The following is a 21,582-nucleotide window of genomic DNA, read 5'->3' as shown; positions in this document are numbered from 1 at the left end:
GTGAGGTGGAAACGTTCTGGACCGGTCCAAAGAGGGGCAGTCATGGTGAGTACGCTCGGCGTCGGCGTCGTGGGGTTCGGCTGGATGGGACGGGTGCATACCCAGGCGTACGCGCGGGTCCTGCACCACTTCCCGCACCTGGCCGTGCGCCCTGAGCTGGTGACCGTCGCCGAGGAGGTGCCGGGCCGGGCCGAGGAGGCCGCCGCGCAGTTCGGCTTCACCACGACGGCCCGCGACTGGCGCGAGGTGGCCGCCGACCCCCGCGTCCAGGCGGTCAGCATCACCGCCCCGAACTTCCTGCACCGCGAGATCGGCGTCGCGATGGCCGAGGCGGGCAAGCACATCTGGATCGAGAAGCCGGTCGGCCTCACCGCCGAGGACGCCCGCGCGGTGGCCGACGCCGTGTCCAAGGCCGGGGTTCAGGGCACCGTCGGCTTCAACTACCGCAACGCGCCCGCCGTCGCCGCCGCCCGCGAGATCGTCGCCTCCGGTGAGATCGGTACCGTCACCCACGTCCGCATCCGCCTGTTCAGCGACTACGCGGCCCACCCCGAGTCCGCCCTGACCTGGCGGTACGAGCGGGAGCGCGGCGGCAGCGGAGTGCTGGGCGACCTGGCGTCGCACGGTGCGGACCTGGCGCGCTTCCTGCTGGGGGACATCACCGCGCTGACCGCCGACACCGCCGTCTTCATCCCCGAACGGGCCCGCCCCACCGGTGCCACCGCCGGCCACACCCGCGCCACGGGCGGCGAGCTGGGACCGGTCGAGAACGAGGACTACGTGGGCTGCCTGCTCCGCTTCGCCTCGGGCGCCCGCGGTGTCCTGGAGGCCTGCCGGGTCTCCGTCGGCGAGCAGAACAACTACGGCTTCGAGGTGCACGGCACCAAGGGCGCCGTCTTCTGGGACTTCCGCCGCATGGGCGAGCTCGGCATCAGCCGCGGCACCGCCTACCAGGACCAGGCCGTCACCACGCTCTACGTCGGCCCGGGCCACGGCGAGTACGCCGCCTTCCAGCCCGGCTCGGCGAACAGCATGGGCTACGACGACCTCAAGGTCATCGAGGCGCACAACTTCCTGCGCTCCATCGCCGAGGACACACCGCACGGCGCGACCCTGGAGGACGCCGTGCACAGTGCGACGGCCCTCGACGCGATGAGCCGGTCGGTCGAGTCGGGGGCCTGGGTGAAGCTCTGACCCGGGGACGCCTCAGCCCCGCACCAGCAACTGGAACTCGAACGAGTACCGCGAGGCCCGGTAGATGTGGGTGCCGAACTCGACGGCGCGGCCCGTGTCGTCGTACGCCGTGCGCTGCATGGTGAGGAGTGCGGCGCCCTCCGGCTCGCCCAGGGCCTCTGCCTCCTCGGGGGTGGCGCGGCGGGCGCCGACGGACTGGCGGGCGCTGTGCAGGGTGATGCCGGCGGCCCGCATCATCCGGTAGAGGCCGGTTGTCTCCAGCGTCGCCGTGTCGAGGGTCAGCAGCCCCTCGGGCACGTAGTTCGACAGGCGCGCCACCGGCTCGCCCTGGGCGCGGCGGAGCCGCTGCACATGGTGCACCGCGGTGCCGTCGGCGATGCCCAGGGCACCCGCGACCTCGGCGGAGGCAGGCACGACCTCGTTGCCGAGCACCCGGGTCGTGGGGTTCTGGCCGGCCGCCTCCAGATCGTCGTAGAGGCTGCTGAGCTCCAGCGGGCGCTTGACCTGGCTGTGGACCACCTGTGTGCCCACGCCCCGGCGGCGTACGAGGAGGCCCTTCTCCACGAGGGACTGGATGGCCTGGCGTACCGTCGGGCGGGACAGGCCGAGCCGCCCGGCGAGCTCGATCTCGTTGCCGAGCAGGCTGCCGGGGCCCAGCTCGCCGTGCTCGATCGCGGACTCCAGCTGCCGGGCGAGCTGGTAGTACAGCGGCACGGGGCTGTTGCGGTCGACGGCGAAGTCGAGCTTCGCGGGAGCGGTGCTGGTCACGGGATGAGCGTATCCGTCCGTCCGGATGACAGGAACCCTTGTCATCGTGTTGTCCTGACAAGGACGGCCGGTGCGGGGACGGCCACGCGTCCGTCCCCGCACCGGCCGCAGTCGAGCTCAGGAGTTGCTGGGGAAGCCCAGGTTGATGCCGCCGTCGGCCGGGTCGGGCCAGCGGGTCGTGATCACCTTGCCCTGCGTGTAGAAGGCGATGCCGTCATTGCCGTAGATGTGCAGGTCGCCGAAGAGCGAGTCCTTCCAGCCACCGAAGGAGTGGTAGCCCACGGGCACCGGAATCGGCACGTTGACACCCACCATGCCCGCCTGGACCTCCATCTGGAAGCGCCGGGCGGCGCCGCCGTCACGGGTGAAGATCGCGGTGCCGTTGCCCCAGCGGGAGCCGTTGATCAGCTTGATGGCGTCCTCGTACGTCTCGGCGCGCACCACGCACAGCACGGGACCGAAGATCTCGTCCTTGTACGCGTCGGCCGTCACCGGCACCCTGTCCAGGAGGGAGACGCCCAGGAAGAAGCCGTCCTCGTGGCCCTCCACGGTGTAGCCGGTGCCGTCCACGACGACCTCGGCGCCCTGCTCGGCGGCGCCCGCCACGTACGACGCCACCTTGTCGCGGTGCTCGCGGGTGATCAGCGGGCCCATCTCGGAGGCGGGGTCGTCGCCGGGGCCGATCCGCAGGTTCTTCGCCCGCTCGCTGATCTTGCCGACGAGCTCGTCGCCCGTGTCGCCGACCGCGACCACGACGGACACCGCCATGCAGCGCTCGCCCGCCGAACCGTAGGCGGCGTTGATCGCCTGGTCGGCGGCGAAGTCCAGGTCGGCGTCCGGCAGGACCAGCATGTGGTTCTTGGCGCCGCCCAGCGCCTGCACGCGCTTGTCGTGCTCGACGGCCTTGAGCTGGATGTACTTGGCGATCGGCGTCGAGCCCACGAAGGAGACCGCGGCGACGTCCGGGTGCTCCAGCAGGCGGTCCACCGCCACCTTGTCACCCTGGACGATGTTGAACACACCGTCCGGCAGACCGGCCTCGGACAGGAGCTCGGCCAGGCGGTACGAGGCCGACGGGTCCTTCTCGCTCGGCTTGAGGACGAAGGTGTTGCCGCAGGCGATCGCCAGCGGGAACATCCACATCGGCACCATGGCGGGGAAGTTGAACGGCGTGATGCCGGCGACCACACCGAGCGGCTGCCGGATCGAGGCGACGTCCACCCGGGTCGACACCTGCGTCGACAGCTCACCCTTCAGCTGGGTGCTGATCCCGCAGGCCAGCTCCACGATCTCCATGCCGCGCGCGACCTCGCCGAGCGCGTCGGAGTGGACCTTGCCGTGCTCGGCGCTGATCAGCGCGGCGACCTCGTCGCGGTGCGCGTCGAGCAGCTCACGGAACTTGAACAGGACCGCCGTGCGCTTGGCGAGCGAGGACTGGCCCCAGCTCTCGAAGGCGGCCTTCGCGGTCGCGACGGCGGCGTCGACCTCACCGACCGCGGCGAGCGCGAGCTGCTTCTCCTGGGCGCCGGTGGCCGGGTTGTAGACCGGGCTGAAACGCCCGGAGGTGCCCTCGACGGGCTTGCCGCCGATCCAGTGGTTGATGGTCTTCATGGTGCGAGGGGCCTTTCCTGAGGGCTTTCCTGAGAGGGAGGAGGGGGCGGCGGACGGCTCAGAGGTGGCGGCGGCGGCCCGCGACGTGGCGGTCGTACCGCTCGCGGGCGGCCACGGCGGCCTCGCGGGAGGCGACCTCGGCCACGGGCACGTCCCACCATGCCTCGGCCGGGGGAGCGGTGGGCGCCGGGTCGGTCTCGACGTACACACACGTCGGCCGGTCCGAGGCACGCGCCGCGGCGAGCGCGTCACGCAGTTCGCCGACGGTCTTGGCGCGGATCACGTCCATCCCGAGGCTGGCGGCGTTGGCGGCGAGGTCCACCGGCAGCGGCGCCCCGGTGAAGGTGCCGTCCGCGGCACGGTAGCGGTAGGCGGTGCCGAAGCGCTCGCCGCCGGTCTCCTCGGACAGGCCGCCGATGGAGGCGTACCCGTGGTTCTGGATCAGCAGCAGGTTGACCGGCAGGCCCTCCTGGACGGCGGTGACGATCTCCGTCGGCATCATCAGGTACGTGCCGTCGCCGACGAGCGACCACACCGGAGTACCGGGCGCGGCCTGCTGGACACCGATGCCCGCTGGGATCTCGTAGCCCATGCAGGAGTAGCCGTACTCCAGGTGGTACTGACGCGGGGAGCGGGCCCGCCACAGCTTGTGCAGGTCGCCGGGGAGCGAGCCGGCCGCGTTGATCACCACGTCGTCGTCGCCCACGACCGAGTCCAGGGCGCCCAGCACCTGCGTCTGGGTGGGCACGGCGTGCGCGTCGTCCGCGTTGTAGGCCGCGTCCACGACCTGCTCCCAGTGCTCCTTGCCGGCGCGGTACTCGGCCTCGTACGCCTCGGCGACACGGTGCCCGGAGAGCGCGTCCGTGAGCGCCTCCAGGCCCGTGCGTGCGTCCGCGACCAGGGTGCGGGCGGCCAGCTTGTGGGCGTCGAAGGCGGTGATGTTGAGGTTGACGAACCGGACGTCCGGGTTCTGGAACAGGGTGTTGGAGGCGGTGGTGAAGTCGGAGTACCGGGTTCCGACGCCGATGACCAGGTCCGCGGTGCGCGCGATGTCGTCGCAGACGGCGGTGCCGGTGTGGCCGATGCCGCCGAGGTCCGCCGGGTGGTCGTACCGCAGGGAGCCCTTGCCCGCCTGGGTGGAGGCGACCGGGATGCCGGTGGCCTCCGCGAACACCTTGAGCGCTTCCTCGGCCTCGCTGTGGTGAACGCCGCCACCGGCGACGATCAGCGGCCGCTCGGCGGCACGGATGGCGGTTGCGGCCTCGGCGAGTTCCAGCGGGTCCGGCGCGGGACGGCGCACGTGCCAGACGCGCTCGGCGAAGAACTCCACCGGCCAGTCGAAGGCCTCCGCCTGCACGTCCTGCGGCATGGCGAGGGTCACCGCGCCGGTCTCGGCCGGGTCGGTCAGCACCCGCATCGCGTTCAGCGCGGACGGGATCAGCATCTCCGGGCGCGTGATGCGGTCGAAGTAGCGGGAGACCGGGCGCAGGGTGTCGTTGACCGACACATCGGCCTCCACCGGATGCTCCAGCTGCTGGAGCAGCGGGTCGGCGGGGCGCGTCGCGAAGTAGTCGCCGGGCAGGAGCAGCACCGGCAGCCGGTTGACCGTGGCCAGGGCGGCGCCGGTGACCAGATTGGTGGCGCCGGGGCCGATGGACGTGGTGACCGCCTGCGCGGAGAGCCGGTTCAGCTGGCGGGCGTAGCCCACGGCGGCGTGCACCATGGCCTGTTCGTTGCGGCCCTGGTGGAACGGCATCGTGTCCTCGCCGGCCTCCAGCAGCGCCTGGCCGAGACCGGCGACGTTCCCGTGGCCGAAGATCCCCCAGGTACCGGCGATCAGCCGGTGCCGTACGCCGTCGCGCTCGGTGTACTGCGCGGACAGGAACTGCACCAGCGCCTGGGCGACGGTCAGGCTGACCCTCGACTGGTTCGACTGATTCGGCTGGCTCATCGGGACCTCACTGCTACGGGTTCTCTCGCGGGGGCCGCGGGAAGCTTCACTGGGCGGGGGCGGTGTAGAGGGGCAGGCGCGGGTCCACCGGCTGCTCGGGCCATGTGCCACGGATCCAGGCGTGGTCCGGGTGGTCGCAGATCAGCCAGGCGCGGTCGGGGTCGGGGCCCGCCATGACGTTGAGGTAGTACATGTGGTGGCCGGGCGCGGCCATGGAGGGGCCGTGCCAGCCGTCCGGGATGAGGACGACGTCGCCGTCGCGCACCTCGGCCAGCACGTCCGTGCCCGCGCCCTGGCCGGAAGGGGAGACCCGCTGGTAGCCGAGGCCGGGGATGCCCTCGTGGTCGGCGAACTCGAAGTAGTAGATCTCCTCCAGCTCCGACTCCTCGCCGGGCCGGTGCTCGTCGTGCTTGTGCGGCGGGAAGGACGACCAGTTTCCGCCAGGTGTGATCACCTCGACGGCGATGAGCTTGTCGCACTCGAAGACGCCTGCCGCGCCGAAGTTGTTGACCTGGCGCGAGCAGGTGCCGGTGCCCCGCAGCTCGACCGGGACGGAGGACGCGGGGCCGTAGCGGGCGGGCAGCCGGCGCTCGCAGCGGGCGCCGGTCAGGGCGAAGCGCCCGCCGTCGCGGGAGGCGATCGAGGCCTCCGCGTCGCGCGGCACGTACGCGAAGTCGCTGACTCCGCTGAAGACGCTCTCGCGTCCCTGCAGCCGGAATGTCTGGTCGTCGACGGCGACCGTGCAGGAGCCCGCGAGCGGCAGCACGATCCACTCGCTGTCGCCGCTGTCGAAGCTGTGCCGGCCGCCCGGCGGCAGTTCCAGCACCCGCAGGCTGGAGTAGCCCCAGCCGGCCGACTCGGGGGTGACGTTCACGGCGTAGGCGGCACCGGTGGCCTTGCCCGCCGGAAGGTGGTGGGTGGTCGTCATGATGTGATTCCTCGGCTCGTTCCAGGATGTACCTGGGTCTGGGGACGTACGCGGCTTCGGGACATACCAGGGTTTCCGGGACCTACCCGGAATCAGAGCAGTCCGACCGCGGTGTCCACCGCGGTCTCCACGCTGCCTTCCGCGGGGTACAGCAAGGACCGGCCGACGACCATGCCCTGCACGGTGGGCAGCCGCAGGGCCTTGCGCCACTTCTCGTACGCGCCCTCCTGGTTCCCACCGACCTCGCCGCCCAGCAGGACCACCGGCAGCGTGGACGTCTCCAGCGCCTGAGCCATGTCGTCGGGGTCCTCGGTGACGGGCAGTTTCAGCCAGGTGTACGCGGAGGTGCCGCCGAGGCCCGAGGCGATCGCGATGGACCGGGTGACGGCCTCGGCGCTCAGATCGTTGCGGACCGCGCCGTCCACGCGGCGGGATATGAACGGCTCGACGAACAGCGGCAGCCGGCGCGCCGCCATGTCGTCGATGGCCCGGGCGGTGGTCTGAAGGGTCCGCAGGGAGCCGGCGTCGTCGTAGTCGATGCGCACCAGCAGCTTCCCCGCGTCGAAGCGGAGCCGCTCGATGTCCTCGGCGCGGTGGCCGGTGAAGCGGTCGTCCATCTCGAAGGATGCGCCGGCCAGGCCCCCGCGGTTCATGGACCCCATGACCACCTTGTCGTCCAGGACGCCGAGGAGCAGCAGGTCCTCCAGGATGTCCGCGGTCGCTAGCACCCCGTCGACGCCCGGTCGCGACAGCGCGATGCACAGCCGCTCCAGCAGGTCGGCCCGGTTGGCCATGGCCAGGCGTTGGCCGCCCACACCGAGGGCACCGCGCGCCGGGTGGTCGGCGGCCACGATCATCAGACGGCCGCTGTCGCCGATCAGCGGGCGGCGGACGCGGCGGGCGGCGGCTTCGGCGATGGCCTCCGGATGCCGGGCGCGCACTGTGACGAGGTCGGGGATGCTGATGCTCAAGACTTCGCTCCGTTCAGGGTGTGGCGTCGGTCAGCCGCGCGCGAGGAGGTCGTCGACCTCGGACTCGGTGGGCATCGCGGAGGAGCAGGCGAGCCGGGAGGCGACGAGCGCCCCGGCCGCGTTGGCGTACCGCATGATCTTCTCCAGCTCCCAGCCGTTCAGCAGGCCGTGGCAGAGCGAACCGCCGAAGGCGTCCCCGGCACCGAGCCCGTTGACAACCTCCACGGGCACCGGCGGGACCTCCGCGGTGGTGCCGTCGCGGTGGACGGCCAGTACGCCCTTGGGGCCCTGCTTGACGACGGCCAGCTCCACTCCGGCGTCGAGCAGGGCCTGGGCGCAGGCCTTCGGCTCGCGGACGCCGGTGGCGATCTCGCACTCGTCGAGGTTGCCGACGGCCACGGTGGCGTGGGCGAGGGCCTCGGTGTAGTACGGGCGGGCCGAATCCGGGTCGTTCCAGAACATCGGGCGCCAGTCGAGGTCGAAGACGGTGATGCCCGACTTGTCGCGCGCCTTGAGAGCTGCGAGTGTGGCCGAACGGCTGGGCTCCTCGCTCAGGCCGGTGCCCGTGATCCAGAAGATGCGGGCCGTGCGGATGGCGGAGAGGTCCAGCTCGTCGGTGTTGATCTCCAGGTCCGGGGCCTTGGGCCGGCGGTAGAAGTACAGCGGGAAGTCGTCCGGAGGGAAGATCTCACAGAACGTGATCGGAGTCTGGTACGCGTCGACCGGGGTGACGAAGCGGTCGTCGACGCCGAACTCCCTTAGGGCGTCGTGGAGATACGAACCGAAGGGGTCGTTACCCGTACGGGTGATCACAGCGGTAGCGTGACCCAGGCGCGCGGCGGCAACGGCCACGTTGGCCGCCGACCCCCCCAGGAACTTGCCGAAGGATTCGACTTGCGGAAGTGGCACACCGGTCTGCAGTGGATAGAGATCGACCCCAATGCGGCCCATGGTGATGAGATCGAACGTTTCGGCGGACTCGGGCATGCGCGTCACTCCTCGTACGGGGATGCGGGCCGTGGAGGGCCCGTGGTGCGGGGGATGCGGGCACGCTGGCCCGGACGTACATCAGGTGTAGGTCCCCGGGCGAGCCCATGTCAAGCGTTTGTACTGACATTCGGACCTGCAACTGAAATGATGTCTTAACAAAGTATTGACAGCTGGGTGGGACAGGCGTTTGTATCCCGTCCCAACAACACCGCCGCTTCACCGGCACAATGACCCAGGCTCTCAATGCCCGGGCCCGCGGCGGGCCTCTCGCCCGACGCCGTCCCGTTCACTTTCCCCCCCCGGAAGCACAGTGAGGTGCAAGGAAAGATGGATCGTTTTCACGCCCGCTCCCGCCGAGTCGCGCCCTTCGTCGCCCTGGCAGCGGCGTCCGCGCTGCTCATAGCGGGCTGCTCCAGCGGCTCGGGCGGCAAGAAGTCCGAGGAGGGCGGCGACAACGCCTCCGCGGGCAAGGCGAGCACTCCCCGCATGACGGTCGCGCTGGTCACCCACCAGGCGCCCGGCGACACGTTCTGGGACATCGTCCGCAAGGGTGCCGAGGCGGCCGCGGCCAAGGACAACATCAAGCTGATCTACTCGGCGGACCCGAACGCGGGCAACCAGGCCAACCTGGTCCAGAACGCGATCGACCAGAAGGTCGACGGCATCGCGATCACCCTGGCCAAGCCGGACGCGATGAAGGACGCCGTGGCCAACGCGGAGAAGGCGGGCATCCCGGTCGTCGGCCTGAACTCGGGCCTCAGCGACTGGAAGTCGCTGAACCTGCTGGAGTTCTTCGGGCAGGACGAGACGGTGGCGGGCGAGGCGCTGGGCAAGAAGCTCAACGAGGAAGGCGCCAAGAACGCCGTCTGCGTCATCCAGGAGCAGGGCAACGTCGGCCTGGAGCAGCGCTGCGCGGGCGTGAAGAAGACGTTCGAGGGCAAGACGGAGAACCTCAACGTCAACGGCACCGACATGCCGTCGGTGAAGTCGACGATCAACGCGAAGCTCAAGCAGGACTCCTCCATCGACTACGTCGTCGCACTCGGCGCCCCGTTCGCACTGACCGCGGCGCAGTCGGTCGGTGAGGCGGGCAGCAAGGCGAAGGTCGCCACCTTCGACCTCAACAAGGAACTGACCGGCGCGATCAAGGACGGCGACATCGCGTTCGCGGTCGACCAGCAGCCCTACCTGCAGGGTTACCTGTCGATCGACTCGCTGTGGCTGTACAAGAACAACGGCAACTACATGGGCGGCGGCGAGGCCCCGGTGCTGACCGGTCCGGCTTTCGTGGACAAGTCCAACGTCGAGGCGGTCGCCAAGTTCGCCGCGAAGGGCACTCGGTGATGAGCATGACTCAACAGGCTGCGCCGGCGGTGGAGACACCGCCGGCCTCCGGCCCCAAACAGAGCGACGGGCGAACCGCGCAGCGCCCCCTGGCGCTGAAGCTGCTCGCCCGCCCCGAAGTGGGCGTCTTCCTCGGCGCGGTCGCGGTGTACGTCTTCTTCCTGGCCGCGGCACCGCCGGTGCGCGAGGCCAGCGCGATGGCCAACATCCTCTACCAGTCGTCGACGATCGGGCTCATGGCCCTGCCCGTGGCCCTGCTGATGATCGGCGGCGAGTTCGACCTCTCCGCCGGTGTCGCGGTGATCACCTCGGCGCTGACCGCGAGCATGGTCAGCTACCAGCTCAGCATGAACGTCTGGGTCGGTGTCATCTCCGCCCTGGTGGTCTCCCTGGCGGTCGGGGCGTTCAACGGGTGGATGCTGGTCAAGACCGGCCTGCCGAGCTTCCTGGTCACCCTGGGAACGTTCCTGATCCTGCAGGGCGTCAACCTGGCGGTCACGAAGCTGGTCACCGGGAACGTGGCCACCGACAACATCAGCGACATGGACGGCTTCGCCCAGGCGAAGGCGATCTTCGCCTCGACGTTCCAGGTCGGCGGCGTCACCGTCAAGATAACCGTCGTGTACTGGCTGGTGTTCGCGGCGTTGGCCACCTGGGTGCTGCTGCGTACCAAGTACGGCAACTGGATCTTCGCGGTGGGTGGCAACCAGGACAGCGCCCGCGCGGTGGGTGTGCCGGTCACGTTCACGAAGATCTCGCTGTTCATGCTGGTCGGGCTCGGCGCCTGGTTCGTGGGCATGCACAACCTGTTCTCCTTCAGCACCGTGCAGTCCGGTGAGGGCGTCGGGCAGGAGCTGATCTACATCGCCGCCGCGGTCATCGGTGGCTGTCTGCTGACCGGCGGCTACGGCTCGGCGATCGGTCCGGTCTTCGGCGCGTTCATGTTCGGCATGGTCAACCAGGGCATCGTCTACGCCGGCTGGAACCCCGACTGGTTCAAGGCCTTCCTCGGCGTGATGCTGCTCGGCGCCACCCTGATCAATCTGTGGGTCCGACGCACGGCGACCCGGAGGTGAAGTGACCCATGGCTACCAACGAATCCCAGGCCGCGGGAGCCGTCCTGAAGGACACCCCGCCCACGGACGGCACCCCCACCGTGGAACTGCGCCGTGCGGGCAAGGCGTACGGCAACATCCGCGCCCTGCACGGCGTCGACCTCCAGGTGCACCCCGGCAAGGTCACGTGCGTGCTGGGCGACAACGGCGCCGGCAAGTCCACCCTCATCAAGATCATCTCCGGGCTGCACCGGCACACCGAGGGCGAGTTCCTCGTCGACGGCGAACCGGTGCACTTCTCCACCCCGCGTGAAGCACTCGACCGCGGTATCGCCACCGTGTACCAGGACCTGGCGACCGTGCCGCTGATGCCGGTGTGGCGCAACTTCTTCCTCGGCTCGGAGATGACCAAGGGCGCCTGGCCCCTCCGCCGCCTCGACATCGAGAAGATGAAGAAGACCGCGGACGAAGAGCTGCGCAACATGGGCATCGTCCTCGACGACCTGGAGCAGCCGATCGGCACGCTGTCGGGTGGTCAGCGTCAGTGTGTGGCGATCGCCCGGGCCGTCTACTTCGGCGCCCGCGTGCTGATCCTGGACGAGCCGACCGCCGCCCTCGGTGTGAAGCAGTCGGGTGTGGTGCTCAAGTACATCGCCGCCGCCCGCGACCGCGGCCTGGGCGTCATCTTCATCACCCACAACCCGCACCACGCCTACATGGTCGGCGACCACTTCAGCGTGCTGCGCCTGGGCACCATGGAGCTCAGCGCCCCGCGCAGTGAGATCAGCCTCGAAGAGCTCACCAACCACATGGCGGGTGGTGCCGAACTCGCCGCGCTCAAGCACGAGTTGGCCCAGGTCAGCGGTGTCGACGTCGAGGAGCTCCCCGAGGAGGAGGACCTCACGGCATCCGTGGCGGCAACTTCGGAAGGAAAGTCCTGACATGACCTCTGCCCTGGACCGCATCCGGGTCGGCTCGGCCCCTGACTCCTGGGGCGTCTGGTTCCCCGACGACCCGCAGCAGGTGCCCTGGGAACGGTTCCTGGACGAGGTCGCCGAGGCCGGCTACTCCTGGATCGAGCTCGGACCGTACGGCTATCTGCCGACCGACCCGGCCCGGCTCACCGACGAGGTCACCAAGCGCGACCTCAAGGTGTCGGCCGGCACGGTCTTCACCTCGCTGCACCGCGGCCCGTCCGTCTGGGACGCCACCTGGGAGCACGTCGGCCAGGTCGCCGCGCTCACCCAGGCCATGGGCGCGAAGCACCTGGTGGTCATCCCGTCGTTCTGGCGGGACGACAAGTCCGCCGAGATCATCGAGCCGGCCGAACTCACCACCGAGCAGTGGGGCCACCTCAGCAAGGGCATGGAGCGGCTCGGGCGCGAGGTCAAGGAGACGTACGGGCTCGACATCGTGGTGCACCCGCACGCGGACACGCACATCGACACCGAGGAGCACGTCGAGCGCTTCCTCGACTCGACGGACTCCGGGCTCGTCAACCTCTGCCTGGACACCGGGCACTACGCCTATTGCGGCGGCGACAGCGTCAAGCTGATCGAGACGTACGGCGAGCGCATCGGCTATCTGCACCTCAAGCAGGTCGACCCGGAGATCCTGGCCGACGTGGTGCAGAACGGTGTTCCGTTCGGCCCCGCGGTCCAGCGCGGTGTGATGTGCGAACCCCCGGCGGGCGTACCGGAGTTGGAGCCAGTACTGACCGCGGCCCAGGGGCTGGGCGTGGACCTGTTCGCGATCGTCGAGCAGGACATGTACCCCTGCGAGCCGGACAAGCCGCTGCCCATCGCGGTCCGCACCCGCAAGTTCCTCCGCTCCTGCGGCGCCTGACCCACTCGAAGGGACCACCACCCACCATGACTCAGCGTGGAACGCTCGGCGTCGCCGTCATCGGCACCGGCCGGATGGGGGCCGATCACGTACGTCGCATCGACGAGGTGATCAGCGGGGCGCGCGTGTCCGCCGTCGTGGACATCGACGCCGAGCGGGCCAAGCGACTCGCCGAGGGCATCGACGGCTGTACCGCGTACACCGACCCGGTCGCCGCCATGGCCGCGGAGGACGTCGACGCCGTGCTCATCGCCTCACCGGGGCCCGCTCACGAGGCGGCCCTGCTGACGGCGTTCGAGCACGACCTGCCGGTGCTGTGCGAGAAGCCGCTCACCCCCGACGCGGCCTCCGCGCTGCGGGTGATGGAGGCCGAGCAGAAGCTGGGCCACCGCCTGGTCCAGGTGGGCTTCATGCGGCGCTACGACGCCGAGTACATGAAGCTCAAGGCGTTGCTCGACAGCGGGCAGCTCGGCCGGCCGCTGATGCTCCACAACCGGCACCGCAACGCCGCCAGCCCGCCCGGCTTCACCACCGCGATGCTCATCAACGACTCCGTGGTGCACGAGATGGACGTGACCCGCTGGCTCCTCGACCAGGAGATCACGGCGGTCACCGTCCTGCGCCCGACGCCCTCCGAGAACGCGCCCGAGAGCGTGTCGGACCCGCAGCTCGTCCTCTTCGAGACCGACGGCGGCGCGATCGTCGACGTCGAGATCAACGTCAACTGCGGCTTCGGCTACCAGGTGAAGGCCGAAGCGGTCTGCGAGCGCGGCACCGCCCGTATCGGCGAGGAGCAGTCGCTCGTCACCGACATGGCCGGCCGCTGGGGCGGCACCATCGCCCAGGACTTCGTGGAGCGGTTCGCCGCTGCCTATGACCGCCAGGTCCAGGCCTGGGTGGACGCCACCCGGCGCGGCGAGGTCACCGGGCCCAGCGTGTGGGACGGCTACGCCACGGCGGCGGTCTGCGAGGCGGGCGTCCGCGCCCAGTCCGAGGGCGGCCGGGTCGAGGTCGAGCTGATCGAGCGGCCCGCCTTCTACCGCTAGGCGCTCCGCTGGATGCGCGGTGATGAATCTGCGGGCCGGTGGGGGCTGGTCGCGCAGTTCCCCGCGCCCCTACGGGCGGGTACTGCACGGGGCTTCAGCCAAGTCCGCCTGGAAGATCCGTGGTGCCCCAGGAGGCCGTCAGCGCGTCTGCGCGGCCTCCTGGGGCACATCCCTGTTCCGGGGCGCCTCGTTGCCGGAGGAGCGGAACGCCCACTCCATCCGCGGCTCGACCACGCACCGGAACACCGCCCGCACCGGCGGCGAGCACAGCAGCGTGATCCCGCCGACCGCCAGCGCCGTCACCGCGATCTCACCGAGTGGGGTACGCACCCAGGCGGGGGCGTACCACTCCCAGAAGCGGGACGACTTGATGACGAAGCCGTGCAGCAGGTAGCCGTACATCGTCCCCGCACCCAGCGCCGTGAACCACGTCCGCCGCTTCGGCACCCACGCCAGGAAGCACGCCGTCAGCAACAGCGCCAGACAGAACAGCGCCGGTGTGCTGACCAGCCCCGCCCAGCGCGACACGCCCTGACCCGTGACGGCACCCCGGTGGTAGAACCAGGACGCGCTGAACCAGGGCGCCACCCCGTATGCCGTCACCAGCGCGCCCACCCCCACGGGCAGCGCCCACAGCCGGACCCGCCGGGTGCGCAGCCGCTCGAAATGCTCGGCCCGTAGCGTCAGCCCGAGCACGAAGAACGGCAGGAACTGCAGGGTCCGCTGGATCGAGATGTCACCGCCGAGGTCCGGTGACACCGAGGCCAGCACCGCGAGACCGAGCGCGACCGGCAGCGGATACCGCAGCGCCAGCCAGACCGGAGTGGTGATCCGCCAGATGAACAGCGCCATCAGGAACCACATCACGTACCAGGGATCCAGCAGGCTCAGCGGATACCCCCAGTCGTTCTGCGCCCAGCGGTAGAAGAGCGTGTACGCCGTCTCGAAGACGACATACGGCAGAACGACCCCCGTCAGCAGCCGCCGCAGCCGGCCCGGGGCCATGTCGAAGCTCCGCGAGAAGTACCCGGAGATCAGCGCGAACGCGGGCATGTGGAAGGCGTAGACGGTCAGATACAGGGCTGTGGCCGCCCGGCTGCCGTGGGTCAGCGGCTCCCAGGCGTGCCCGCACGCCACCAGCACGATGGTCAGGTACTTCGCGTTGTCGAAGTACGGGTCCCTGGACGAGGGTCCCCGGGCGGGCGGCGTTTTTCGGACAGGGGGCACGGTCAGGGTCGCCGGGTACTGCGTCACGTTTCCGGACATCCTCCGCATCTCGACGAACGGATCCCGACCGCCTGCCCCGTCCCGCGGGTCTCATTCCTCCCCGTTTCAGCCCCGGTGGAACCGGCGGTGCAGGGCATGCACCTCCTCGTCCAGCCCGGGCACCGGGCCCTCGACGGCCACACCGGGAGCGACCTCGGTGACCGGCAGGGTCCGTACCGGCGGCGCCGGCACCCCCAACTCGGCCAGCCAGGAGGAGAGTTGCTCGGAGGAGGCGACGTACACGATACGTCCGAGGCCCACCCACGCGTGGGCGGCCGCGCACATCGGGCAGTGCTCGCCCGACGTGTACACGGTCGCCGCGGCCCGCTCCTCGGGGGTGAGGTGCGCCGCCGACCAGCGGGCCAGCTCGAACTCCGGGTGCCGGGTGCGGTCGCCGGACGCCACCCGGTTGTGGTCCTCCGCCAGCACGGTCCCGTCGGCGCCCACGAGCACCGAGCCGAAGGGCTCGTCACCGGCCTGAAGGGCCTCGGCCGCCAGCTCCACGCACCGCCGCAAGTACCGCAGCTCGGAGTCGTCCACCATCTCGTACGCCCCTTCACATGACGCCGTCCACGCGGCTCGGACGACGTCCGGCCACACCGCGATCCTCGTCACGCAGCCTACGTGAGCTGCCCTCCTCGGCGTGGGCCCGTCCCGCACCACGGCCACCCGTGGTGAACTGCTGGTCACGGCGAGGTCCCGGTGGTCCACGCCGGTGCGGAGCCACGGGTGGCGGAGGGCTGGGAATGCGCGAGTGGATCTGGGAGTACGAGGGCTACGACCCGGCGCAGGAGCGGCTGCGCGAGTCGCTGTGCACCCTCGGCAACGGCTACTTCGCGACCCGCGGAGCCGCCCCCGAGTGCACCGCCGACGCCGTGCACTACCCGGGCACGTACGCGGCGGGCTGCTACAACCGGCTCACCTCACAGGTCGCGGGGCGCCGCGTCGAGAACGAGGACATGGTCAACCTGCCCAACTGGCTTCCCCTGCGCTTCCGCATCGCCTCCGGCGACTGGCTCTCCCCGGACACCCACAAGGTCCTCGACCACCACCTGAGCCTGCACCTGAGAGAGGGAACCCTGGAGCGCACCGTGCGCTACGAGAACCCTGACGGCCGGTGCCTGGCCGTGCGGCAGCTCCGGCTGGTCCACATGGGGGACCCTCATCTCGCCCTGCTGCGCACCGAGTTGACCCCCCAGGGATGGTCGGGGGAGATCGAGGTGGAGTCCGCGCTCGACGGGACGGTCACCAACTCCGGGGTCGAGCGGTACCGCGAGCTGTCCTCCCGGCACCTCACACACGTCCACACCGGCACCTCGGCGCGCGGACCGGTCTGGCTGCGCTGCCGCACCAGGACCTCCGACATCCGCATCGGCCTCGCCGCACGGACCGTGGTGGACGCCCCGGCCGAGGCCGGCACCGTCAGGGACAACGGGCGGATCGCCCGGGTGTTCCGGATGGCCGTCACCGACGGCCACACGGTGACCGTCGACAAGACCGTCGCCCTGCACACCTCCCGCGACCCGGCGATCAGCGATCCGCTGTACGCCGCCGTCGACCGTGTGCGGCGCTCCGGTGACGTCGACGCCCTGCTGGCCTCCCACCGCACGGCCTGGCAGCAGTTGTGGCGCAACGCCGAGGCGGACGTGCCCGGCGGCGCGGGCGCGGTACTGCGCCTGCACCTCTTCCACGTGCTCCAGACCCTGTCCCCGCACACCGCCGAACTCGACGTGGGCGTGCCCGCACGGGGCCTGCACGGCGAGGCGTACCGCGGGCACGTCTTCTGGGACGAACTGTTCGTGCTGCCGTACCTGAACCTGCACTTCCCCGAGGTGTCCCGGGCCCTGCTGACCTACCGTCACCGGCGTCTGGAGCGCGCCTGCTTCGCCGCCGCCGACGCCGGGCACCGCGGTGCGATGTACCCCTGGCAGAGCGGCAGCGACGGCCGCGAGGAGACCCAGTGGCTGCACCTCAACCCGCGCTCGGGGCGCTGGCTGCCCGACCACTCCCGGCTGGAACACCATGTGGGCTCGGCCATCGCGTACAACGTGTGGCGGTACTGCGAGGCGACCGGCGACACGGAGTTCCTGCACACCAAGGGCGCCGAGACGGTCATCCAGATCGCCCGCTTCTGGGCCGACTTCGCCGCGTACGACGAGACGCTGGGCCGCTACCGCATCCGCGGGGTCGTCGGCCCCGACGAGTACCACGAGGCCTACCCCGGCGCGGCCGGCCCGGGCCTCGATGACAACGCGTACACCAACGTCACGGCCGCCTGGGTCCTCGCCCGAGCCCTCGACGTGACGCGGGCCCTGCCCACGACGCGCCGCCGTGACCTGTTCGAGCGCATCGGCCTGGACCGCGCCGAAACCGACGTCTGGGAGGAGGTCTCCCGCAAGCTGTACGTCCCCTTCCACGCGGGCGTCATCAGCCAGTTCGCGGGCTACGAGGACCTCGCGGAGCTCGACTGGGAGGGGTACCGGAAACGCTACGGTGACATCCGGCGCCTCGACCGGATCCTGGAGGCGGAGGACGACTCCGTCAACCGCTACCAGGCATCCAAGCAGGCCGACGTCCTGATGCTCGGCTACCTCTTCCCGCCCGCCGAACTCAAGTCCCTGTTCGAGCAGTTGGGGTACGAACTGGACGACGGGACCTGGCGGCGCACCGTCGATCACTACCTGGCCCGCACCAGCCACGGGTCGACTCTCAGCAGCCTGGTCCACGGCTGGGTACTGGCGCGGGCCCGGGGCGCACGGGCCTGGGCGTTCGTGCAGGAGGCGCTGGCCGGCGACATCGCCGACCTGCACGGCGGGACCACCGGCGAGGGCATCCACCTGGGCGCCATGGCCGGCACCCTCGACCTCGTCCAGCGGGGTCTGACCGGCCTGGAGGCCCGCGACGGCAGCCTCTGCTTCGACCCCGTACCGCTGCCGGAGCTGTCGGATCTGTCGGAGTACGGCTTCTCGATCCGCTACCGCGGCCACTGGGGAGTGCGACTGCACCTGCGACAGGGGGAGTTGCACATCACCGTGCCCTACTCCGACGAGGCCCCGATCACCGTGGCCGTCTCGGGCCGTGCGGTGTCCGTGGCCCCGGGGGAGTCGTGTGCGCTCCCTCTGCCCGGCTGACGTGGCCGCAGCCCGGGGGTTCGAGGGTCCGCGTGAGAGGCGAGTGAATGCCATTGCCTGCCGGGGCTGCGGGTGATGGAGTGGGCATATGCGTCACGCCGGGGTGTTGGCCCTCTTCGACCGGGACATGCGGGAAGGGGCGCGCCCCGACGCGCCCGGTGCGCGGATCGAGCGCGCGGACGGGGTGGTACGGCAGGTCGGTGCCGAGCACGGCTGGAACGGTGTGCTCTGGTCGGACCTGGACGAGACGACCGCCGACGAGGCGATCGCCGCTCAGGTGCGGTACTTCGCCGGGCTCGGCCGCGAGTTCGAATGGAAGCTGTACGGGCACGATCTCCCGGTCGACCTGGGCAGAAGGCTCCGTGCCGCCGGGTTCACGCCCGAGCCCGAGGAGACCTTGATGATCGCCGAGTTCGGGCAGATGAACCTCGACGTCGAGGTGCCGGAGGGCGTACGGCTCCTCCCGGTGACCGACGCGGTGGGCGTCGACATGGTGGCGGACGTCCACGCGCAGGCATTCGGCCGGGACAGCTCGCGTATGCGCAGGCAACTGCGCGCCCAGCTCGCCGCCGCTCCCGACACCGTTGTCGCGGTCGTGGCCCTCGCCGGTGACATCCCGATCAGCGCCGCGCGCATGGAGATGCTGCCCGGCACCCGCTTCGCCGGCCTGTGGGGCGGCGGCACCGTGGAGGGCTGGCGCGGCCGCGGCATCTACCGCGCCCTCGTGGCCCACCGCGCCCGCGTCGCCGCCGAGCACGGCTACCGCTATCTCCAGGTGGACGCCACCAGCCAGAGCCGCCCCATCCTGGAACGCCTGGGATTCGAACCACTGACCACGACCACGCCGTACGTGTCACCGACCGTGCCCGCGGAGGCGTGAGGGCGGCCCGCAGCCGCCCTCACCACCATGGGCCGCCTGCCTGATCACCAAGGAGGACGCCTTCGGCTTCCTCTCAACGGCGTGCCCGTATCCGGTCGAGCGCCGAGACGCCCAGTGCAGCCAGCCCGATCTGGATGAGCCACTCGATCCAGTCGGGACCGCTGGTGTTCGCCACGCCGACCGCGGCGGCGATCGCGGACCCGATGAGCGCCGCGACGATACCGACGAGGATCGTCAGCAGGATGCCGATGCGCTGACGTCCCGGGACGACGAGCCGTCCCAGTGTGCCGATGATGATGCCGATAACAATGGCACTGATGATGCCGGAGATCTCCATCTCCACCCCATTTCGTCGGGATACCCCGTACTTATGGGTGTTCCCGCAGGACGCGGGTGCAGTCCGGTCAGTCCGATCCACTTCCCTCTTCGCGGTGGCACCACGTCCGCAGGGCGACATTGCGGTCCTTGTGCCTGCGTCGGACGGGTTCGTCGTCCGTGAGCTCGAAACCGGTCGACCTCGCTACGGCCTCGCTCGCCGCGTTCTCCGCCTCGATGCACAGGACCACGCGACGCGGGCGCAGATGCCGGGTGGCGTACTCGGTGACGAGGCGGACCGCCTTGGTGGCCAGGCCCCGGCCGCGATGGGCGGGCCCGACGCCGTAGGCCAGTTCGGCGTCCCGGGGGTCGGTGGCGCTGCGGAACAACAGGACCTCGCCCAGGGGAAGCCTGCCGTCCGTGGTGATGGCCAGGTGTACGCCCCGTCCGTCGATCCGTTTCCGGCAGGCGGCGGCGAGGTACGCGCGGGCCGCCGCCGTGCCGAAGGGGGAGGGTGCCGGAGTCCATCGGGCGATCTCGGGGTCGTCGTACAGGGCGACGAGGGCCGGCAGGTCGTCGTCACTCCACTCGCGCAGACGCAGGCCGAAGCCGTGCAGCCGGAGGGGCGACGGGAGGGGCAGAGGTTCCTGGGCGTCCATGAGGTGATCCCCTCCGGGGTGCGGGTGAGCGGCCAGAGGCGTCAGTGGGGGCATGGTGGGACCGCTGTGTCGGGGGCACGTAAAGGCTCTGCTTCCCCGTGCGCCGTACCGCCTCACGGATCGCTGTCGCCGGATCACCCTGACGCCCGGCTCGGCTCGCCCTCGATTGACATGCAGGTAATTGCCTGCATAACGTTGGGTGTGCGATCAGAGAGTGGCTCCCGTATGGACCTGGTGTTCAAGGCGCTGGCCGACCCGACAAGGCGGCGGCTCCTCGACCGGCTGCACGAGCACAACGGTCAGACGCTGGGTGAGCTGTGCGAGCGCATCGACATGGCGCGCCAGTCGGTGACGCAACATCTGGTCGTCCTGGAGGCCGCCAACCTCGTCAGCACCGTGCGGCGGGGACGGGAAAAGCTGCATTACCTCAATCCGGTCCCGCTCCATGAGATCCAGGAGCGGTGGATCGACAAGTTCGAGCGCCCGCGACTGCGCGCGCTCGGCGCCGTGAAGCGACGAGCGGAGGAAGTCATGACCGACAAGCCGACATTCGTGTACGTCATCTACATCGAGAGCACGCCCGAGAAGGTCTGGGACGCGCTCACCGACGCCGACCTGACGGCCGCGTACTGGGGGCACAGCAACGTCTCCGACTGGAAGCCGGGTTCACGCTGGGAGCACGTCCGCACCGACGGCTCCGGCACTGCCGACGTGGTCGGCCGCGTCGTGGAGAGCGAGCGCCCGACCCGCCTGGTCACCACCTGGGTCGCTCCGGACGAGGAGGGGCAGGAGGACAAGTACTCCCGGGTCACCTTCGACATCCAGCGGCACGCCGAGATCGTCCGCCTCACGGTGACCCACGAGGACCTCCCGGACGAGGGTGCGCGCGCCGACGTGGCGTCCGGCTGGCCGGCGGTGCTGTCCAATCTCAAGTCGCTGCTGGAGACCGGCAGCACGCTTCCGCAGCAGCCGTGGCTGGTGCCGAGCCGTTGACCGGCACCTTCTTCCAGTGGTGGCAGCGGTGACCGTCACGGCGGCGGCCGGCCCGCCGAGGCGGACCGGCCATCGGTTTCCCTCGCGGGCGTTTCTGTCACATCGGAGCCGAGCTCCTTGATGTGGCCCTGGCCGCCGTGGCCGCGCACAGCATCCCCAGCACCACGGCCAGACCGCCGATGACGACGTTGTTGATGATGACGCCGGCGTCCGGGCCCGTACCGACGATCCACGGTGAGATGATCAACCAGACACCGATGGCGGAGGTGGCCCAGCTCAGGCCGTACATCCTCTGCGGTGCGGCGGTAAAACCCAGGGCCAGCAGGCCGATGGCGACGCCGATGATCAGGTTGTGCGGGGCCAGAGCAGGCTGGCTGGTCGTGAAGTGCAGTATCCACGGGGATGCGGCGCAGTACAGACCGAGTAGGAACACTGGTCCGTCCATGAACACAACATCGCGACCGCCGAGCACGCGGGCGTACCTCTCCCGCATTTCGGTCACGTCGGGATGGCCGGCTATGTCACCCCTGTGTGAGACGTTGGCCATGACTCGTCTCCTTCGCTCTCAGCGGGACTGACCGCGTCTGATGAGGTGTGCGGTAAGCACCACGTACCCTCATTCTGCGCTTATTTCA

The 21,582-nt window shown here is 70.3% G+C and carries 20 protein-coding genes; 9 read left to right on the top strand and 11 right to left on the bottom strand.

Annotated elements, in window-relative coordinates:
* Positions 1–42 precede the first annotated feature (42 nt).
* Positions 43–1,194, top strand: a complete 1,152-nt coding sequence (locus FPZ41_RS08080; protein WP_152860511.1) for a Gfo/Idh/MocA family protein — start codon at positions 43–45, stop codon at positions 1,192–1,194.
* 12 nt (positions 1,195–1,206) lie between these two features.
* On the opposite strand, the gene FPZ41_RS08075 is transcribed toward FPZ41_RS08080, so the two are convergent.
* The 6 genes from FPZ41_RS08075 to iolC form a co-directional block, all read right to left on the bottom strand.
* On the bottom strand, positions 1,207–2,007 hold the full coding sequence (locus tag FPZ41_RS08075; protein ID WP_152860509.1) for a GntR family transcriptional regulator: 801 nt from the start codon (positions 2,005–2,007) through the stop codon (positions 1,207–1,209).
* A 72-nt stretch (positions 2,008–2,079) separates the two neighbouring features.
* Positions 2,080–3,573, bottom strand: a complete 1,494-nt coding sequence (locus tag FPZ41_RS08070; protein ID WP_152860507.1) for a CoA-acylating methylmalonate-semialdehyde dehydrogenase — start codon at positions 3,571–3,573, stop codon at positions 2,080–2,082.
* 58 nt (positions 3,574–3,631) lie between these two features.
* Positions 3,632–5,524 (bottom strand): 3D-(3,5/4)-trihydroxycyclohexane-1,2-dione acylhydrolase (decyclizing), encoded by a 1,893-nt coding sequence (gene iolD, locus FPZ41_RS08065; protein ID WP_152860505.1) that lies wholly within the window; start codon positions 5,522–5,524, stop codon positions 3,632–3,634.
* 46 nt (positions 5,525–5,570) lie between these two features.
* Positions 5,571–6,452, bottom strand: coding sequence for a 5-deoxy-glucuronate isomerase (iolB, locus tag FPZ41_RS08060; RefSeq protein WP_152860503.1), 882 nt, complete (start codon positions 6,450–6,452; stop codon positions 5,571–5,573).
* Between the two features lie 92 nt (positions 6,453–6,544).
* On the bottom strand, positions 6,545–7,423 hold the full coding sequence (locus FPZ41_RS08055; protein ID WP_152860501.1) for a Cgl0159 family (beta/alpha)8-fold protein: 879 nt from the start codon (positions 7,421–7,423) through the stop codon (positions 6,545–6,547).
* Between the two features lie 30 nt (positions 7,424–7,453).
* Complete coding sequence (gene iolC, locus FPZ41_RS08050) at positions 7,454–8,410, bottom strand: 5-dehydro-2-deoxygluconokinase (RefSeq protein WP_152860499.1); 957 nt, start codon at positions 8,408–8,410, stop codon at positions 7,454–7,456.
* Between the two features lie 330 nt (positions 8,411–8,740).
* Here iolC and FPZ41_RS08045 point away from each other — a divergent pair, with 330 nt between their 5' ends.
* Genes FPZ41_RS08045 through FPZ41_RS08025 form a run of 5 tightly spaced genes read left to right on the top strand, consistent with a single transcriptional unit; the run spans position 8,741 to position 13,703 of the window.
* Positions 8,741–9,757: a sugar ABC transporter substrate-binding protein gene (locus FPZ41_RS08045; RefSeq protein WP_152860497.1), complete on the top strand. Its 1,017-nt coding sequence runs from the start codon at positions 8,741–8,743 to the stop codon at positions 9,755–9,757.
* Positions 9,757–10,833 carry an ABC transporter permease gene (locus FPZ41_RS08040; RefSeq protein WP_152860495.1) on the top strand — a complete coding sequence of 359 codons (1,077 nt, stop codon included), beginning with the start codon at positions 9,757–9,759 and terminating at the stop codon, positions 10,831–10,833. Before FPZ41_RS08045 ends, FPZ41_RS08040 begins: the two co-directional genes overlap by 1 nt.
* Positions 10,834–10,841: 8 nt before the next feature.
* Complete coding sequence (locus FPZ41_RS08035; protein WP_152860493.1) at positions 10,842–11,753, top strand: ATP-binding cassette domain-containing protein; 912 nt, start codon at positions 10,842–10,844, stop codon at positions 11,751–11,753.
* A 1-nt stretch (position 11,754) separates the two neighbouring features.
* Positions 11,755–12,657 (top strand): sugar phosphate isomerase/epimerase family protein, encoded by a 903-nt coding sequence (locus tag FPZ41_RS08030; protein WP_152860491.1) that lies wholly within the window; start codon positions 11,755–11,757, stop codon positions 12,655–12,657.
* 26 nt (positions 12,658–12,683) lie between these two features.
* Positions 12,684–13,703: a Gfo/Idh/MocA family protein gene (locus FPZ41_RS08025; protein ID WP_152860489.1), complete on the top strand. Its 1,020-nt coding sequence runs from the start codon at positions 12,684–12,686 to the stop codon at positions 13,701–13,703.
* Between the two features lie 138 nt (positions 13,704–13,841).
* On the opposite strand, the gene FPZ41_RS08020 is transcribed toward FPZ41_RS08025, so the two are convergent.
* Together FPZ41_RS08020 and FPZ41_RS08015 are read right to left on the bottom strand one after the other, a co-directional pair.
* Positions 13,842–14,969: an acyltransferase family protein gene (locus FPZ41_RS08020; RefSeq protein WP_152860487.1), complete on the bottom strand. Its 1,128-nt coding sequence runs from the start codon at positions 14,967–14,969 to the stop codon at positions 13,842–13,844.
* Between the two features lie 66 nt (positions 14,970–15,035).
* On the bottom strand, positions 15,036–15,512 hold the full coding sequence (locus FPZ41_RS08015) for a nucleoside deaminase (RefSeq protein WP_152860551.1): 477 nt from the start codon (positions 15,510–15,512) through the stop codon (positions 15,036–15,038).
* Between the two features lie 203 nt (positions 15,513–15,715).
* Between FPZ41_RS08015 and FPZ41_RS08010 the strand changes: the two genes are divergently transcribed.
* Both FPZ41_RS08010 and FPZ41_RS08005 read left to right on the top strand, forming a co-directional pair.
* The gene (locus FPZ41_RS08010; RefSeq protein ID WP_152860485.1) at positions 15,716–18,100 is read left to right on the top strand and encodes a glycoside hydrolase family 65 protein; all 2,385 of its coding nucleotides are present in this window, start codon (positions 15,716–15,718) and stop codon (positions 18,098–18,100) included.
* An 88-nt stretch (positions 18,101–18,188) separates the two neighbouring features.
* Positions 18,189–18,980, top strand: a complete 792-nt coding sequence (locus FPZ41_RS08005) for a GNAT family N-acetyltransferase (protein ID WP_152860483.1) — start codon at positions 18,189–18,191, stop codon at positions 18,978–18,980.
* A 73-nt stretch (positions 18,981–19,053) separates the two neighbouring features.
* On the opposite strand, the gene FPZ41_RS08000 is transcribed toward FPZ41_RS08005, so the two are convergent.
* Both FPZ41_RS08000 and FPZ41_RS07995 read right to left on the bottom strand, forming a co-directional pair.
* Complete coding sequence (locus FPZ41_RS08000) at positions 19,054–19,317, bottom strand: GlsB/YeaQ/YmgE family stress response membrane protein (RefSeq protein ID WP_131560049.1); 264 nt, start codon at positions 19,315–19,317, stop codon at positions 19,054–19,056.
* A 67-nt stretch (positions 19,318–19,384) separates the two neighbouring features.
* The gene (locus FPZ41_RS07995) at positions 19,385–19,954 is read right to left on the bottom strand and encodes a GNAT family N-acetyltransferase (protein WP_152860481.1); all 570 of its coding nucleotides are present in this window, start codon (positions 19,952–19,954) and stop codon (positions 19,385–19,387) included.
* A gap of 225 nt (positions 19,955–20,179) precedes the next feature.
* Between FPZ41_RS07995 and FPZ41_RS07990 the strand changes: the two genes are divergently transcribed.
* Positions 20,180–20,947 (top strand): ArsR/SmtB family transcription factor, encoded by a 768-nt coding sequence (locus FPZ41_RS07990; protein WP_152860549.1) that lies wholly within the window; start codon positions 20,180–20,182, stop codon positions 20,945–20,947.
* Between the two features lie 97 nt (positions 20,948–21,044).
* Here FPZ41_RS07990 and FPZ41_RS07985 read toward each other — a convergent pair whose 3' ends face one another.
* A complete protein-coding gene (locus tag FPZ41_RS07985) occupies positions 21,045–21,494 on the bottom strand; it encodes an SPW repeat protein (RefSeq protein WP_152860479.1) in 450 nt (149 codons plus the stop codon).
* Positions 21,495–21,582: the final 88 nt, after the last annotated feature.

This window comes from Streptomyces acidicola (genome assembly GCF_009377235.1).
GTDB lineage: Bacteria > Actinomycetota > Actinomycetes > Streptomycetales > Streptomycetaceae > Streptomyces > Streptomyces acidicola.
Note: the sequence above shows the minus strand (reverse complement) of the source record. Positions and strands in the feature narration are given on the sequence as shown.

What these genes read in the sequence shown, in the direction of transcription:
- FPZ41_RS08030 (WP_152860491.1), top strand. Translation starts at nt 11,755, where the DNA reads ATGACCTCTGCCCTGGACCGCATCCGGGTCGGCTCGGCCCCTGACTCC.
- FPZ41_RS07995 (WP_152860481.1), bottom strand. Translation starts at nt 19,954, where the DNA reads ATGGACGCCCAGGAACCTCTGCCCCTCCCGTCGCCCCTCCGGCTGCAC.
- FPZ41_RS08025 (WP_152860489.1), top strand. Translation starts at nt 12,684, where the DNA reads ATGACTCAGCGTGGAACGCTCGGCGTCGCCGTCATCGGCACCGGCCGG.
- FPZ41_RS07985 (WP_152860479.1), bottom strand. Translation starts at nt 21,494, where the DNA reads ATGGCCAACGTCTCACACAGGGGTGACATAGCCGGCCATCCCGACGTG.
- FPZ41_RS08070 (WP_152860507.1), bottom strand. Translation starts at nt 3,573, where the DNA reads ATGAAGACCATCAACCACTGGATCGGCGGCAAGCCCGTCGAGGGCACC.
- FPZ41_RS08035 (WP_152860493.1), top strand. Translation starts at nt 10,842, where the DNA reads ATGGCTACCAACGAATCCCAGGCCGCGGGAGCCGTCCTGAAGGACACC.
- iolD (WP_152860505.1), bottom strand. Translation starts at nt 5,524, where the DNA reads ATGAGCCAGCCGAATCAGTCGAACCAGTCGAGGGTCAGCCTGACCGTC.
- FPZ41_RS08045 (WP_152860497.1), top strand. Translation starts at nt 8,741, where the DNA reads ATGGATCGTTTTCACGCCCGCTCCCGCCGAGTCGCGCCCTTCGTCGCC.
- FPZ41_RS08040 (WP_152860495.1), top strand. Translation starts at nt 9,757, where the DNA reads ATGAGCATGACTCAACAGGCTGCGCCGGCGGTGGAGACACCGCCGGCC.
- iolB (WP_152860503.1), bottom strand. Translation starts at nt 6,452, where the DNA reads ATGACGACCACCCACCACCTTCCGGCGGGCAAGGCCACCGGTGCCGCC.
- FPZ41_RS08020 (WP_152860487.1), bottom strand. Translation starts at nt 14,969, where the DNA reads ATGTCCGGAAACGTGACGCAGTACCCGGCGACCCTGACCGTGCCCCCT.
- FPZ41_RS08080 (WP_152860511.1), top strand. Translation starts at nt 43, where the DNA reads ATGGTGAGTACGCTCGGCGTCGGCGTCGTGGGGTTCGGCTGGATGGGA.
- FPZ41_RS08010 (WP_152860485.1), top strand. Translation starts at nt 15,716, where the DNA reads ATGCGCGAGTGGATCTGGGAGTACGAGGGCTACGACCCGGCGCAGGAG.
- FPZ41_RS07990 (WP_152860549.1), top strand. Translation starts at nt 20,180, where the DNA reads ATGGACCTGGTGTTCAAGGCGCTGGCCGACCCGACAAGGCGGCGGCTC.
- FPZ41_RS08075 (WP_152860509.1), bottom strand. Translation starts at nt 2,007, where the DNA reads ATGACAAGGGTTCCTGTCATCCGGACGGACGGATACGCTCATCCCGTG.
- FPZ41_RS08005 (WP_152860483.1), top strand. Translation starts at nt 18,189, where the DNA reads ATGCGTCACGCCGGGGTGTTGGCCCTCTTCGACCGGGACATGCGGGAA.
- FPZ41_RS08000 (WP_131560049.1), bottom strand. Translation starts at nt 19,317, where the DNA reads ATGGAGATCTCCGGCATCATCAGTGCCATTGTTATCGGCATCATCATC.
- iolC (WP_152860499.1), bottom strand. Translation starts at nt 8,410, where the DNA reads ATGCCCGAGTCCGCCGAAACGTTCGATCTCATCACCATGGGCCGCATT.
- FPZ41_RS08015 (WP_152860551.1), bottom strand. Translation starts at nt 15,512, where the DNA reads ATGGTGGACGACTCCGAGCTGCGGTACTTGCGGCGGTGCGTGGAGCTG.